At 56.9% G+C, this 1,583-nt stretch carries 2 protein-coding genes; both read left to right on the forward strand.

What is annotated here, in order from left to right; translation table 11 throughout:
• The coding region (locus ACXJ5O_RS26455; protein WP_457302501.1) for an FHIPEP family type III secretion protein at window positions 1–1,234 on the forward strand (1,234 nt) is incomplete at its 5' end.
• Window positions 1,235–1,244: 10 nt separating this feature from the next.
• A partial coding sequence (locus ACXJ5O_RS26460; protein WP_457302502.1) for a flagellar biosynthetic protein FliR occupies window positions 1,245–1,583 on the forward strand: 339 nt, incomplete at its 3' end.

Genomic DNA, 1,583 nt, shown 5'->3' on the forward strand with positions numbered 1-1,583 from the left:
TCCTAAAGCGCTCTTCGTCGCTGCCTTGTTACTATTCGTGCTCGGGATCTTGCCCGGGCTGCCTGCATTTCCGTTTTTCGTGCTTGCGGCTGGACTTGTCGCGATTGGCGTATCTGTCCCGCGCAAGCTCGCCCGGGTGGCCGCTGCTGTACAGGCCGAAAGCGCACTGAAGCAGAAACATGCTGAACAGGAAGACCGGGATTCTGTCAGGGCCTCACTTGAAACGGCGCAGATCGAGCTCTGTCTTGGCAAGCAAATCTCGGCAAGACTGCTCGCATCGCAGCTTGAACTTGCGCATCGCGTCAACAAGATGCGCAAGAAATTTGCGGTTGAGTACGGTTTTGTAGTCCCGGAAATCAAAGTTACAGACGATTTGCTCCTACCACCCAAGACATACCGGATCAAAATCCATGGGACAGTTGTGGCTTCGCATGAGCTGCGGGTCGGTGAAATCCTGGTTATTCCCGGTGACCGGCCACMCCCGCATGTACCGGGCGAAGAGGTGAGGGAGCCGGCGTTCGGCATGAAGGCGTACTCCGTTCCGGAAATCTTTGCCGCTGACCTCAAGCGCGACAACTACATGACGGTCGATAATCTCTCCGTATTGCTGACGCATCTCAGCGAGATCGTCCGCAACAACCTGGCGCAGCTGCTTTCCTACAAGGACATGCGTGCACTGTTGGACCGCCTTGGACCCGAATACCGCAAATTGCTCGACGACATTTGCCCAGCTCATCTCTCCTATTCTGGCCTGCAGGCGGTTCTCAAGCTGCTGCTGACGGAACGGGTGTCGATCCGCAATCTGAATCTCATCCTCGAAGCAATAGCGGAAGTGGCGCCGCATATCCGCCGCTCGGAAATGATCGTCGAACATGTGCGGATGCGCATGGCACAGCAGATCTGCGGCGACCTTGCCGACAATGGCGTTCTTTCGGTCTTGCGTCTCGGCAACCGTTGGGATTTGGTTTTCCACCAGAGCCTCAAACGTGATGCCAAGGGGGAGATTACGGAATTCGACATTGATCCGCGTCTACTGGAGCAGTTCGGCAATGAGGCAAGTGTTGCGATCCGCAAGCACCTTGACGGGGGAGAGCGCTTCGTCCTCGTCGCTTCGCCGGAAGCGCGACCTTACATCAGAATGATCATCGAGCGCCTGTTCGCGACATTGTCGGTCTTGTCCCATGTCGAGATCGCGCGTGGCGTAGAAGTGCGTTCCCTCGGCACTATTTCGTGAGGCTCCAAACGTGCCGCCACTGAGCGATAGCATCATTGCGGCCCTGCTTGTTTTTGCCCGCGTAGGAGCCTGCCTGATGATCATGCCGGGCATTTCCAGCCCACGCATTCCAATGCAAATACGCCTTTTCCTGGCGCTCGCCTGCTCTCTTATGGTCGTGCCGCTGGTGCTGCCGCAGGTCACTCCAGCGGTAAAGGCAGCCCCTTTGATGCTGATGCGGATAATCGTAATCGAAGCAATCGTTGGCGCGTTCATCGGCATTTTGTCGCGCCTCTACTTTTGGGCACTGCAATTCATGGCCAATGCGATGGCGATGGCGACTGGATACTCAGGCGCACCAGAGCGCGCC

This window comes from Phyllobacterium sp. P5_D12, from assembly GCF_054049495.1.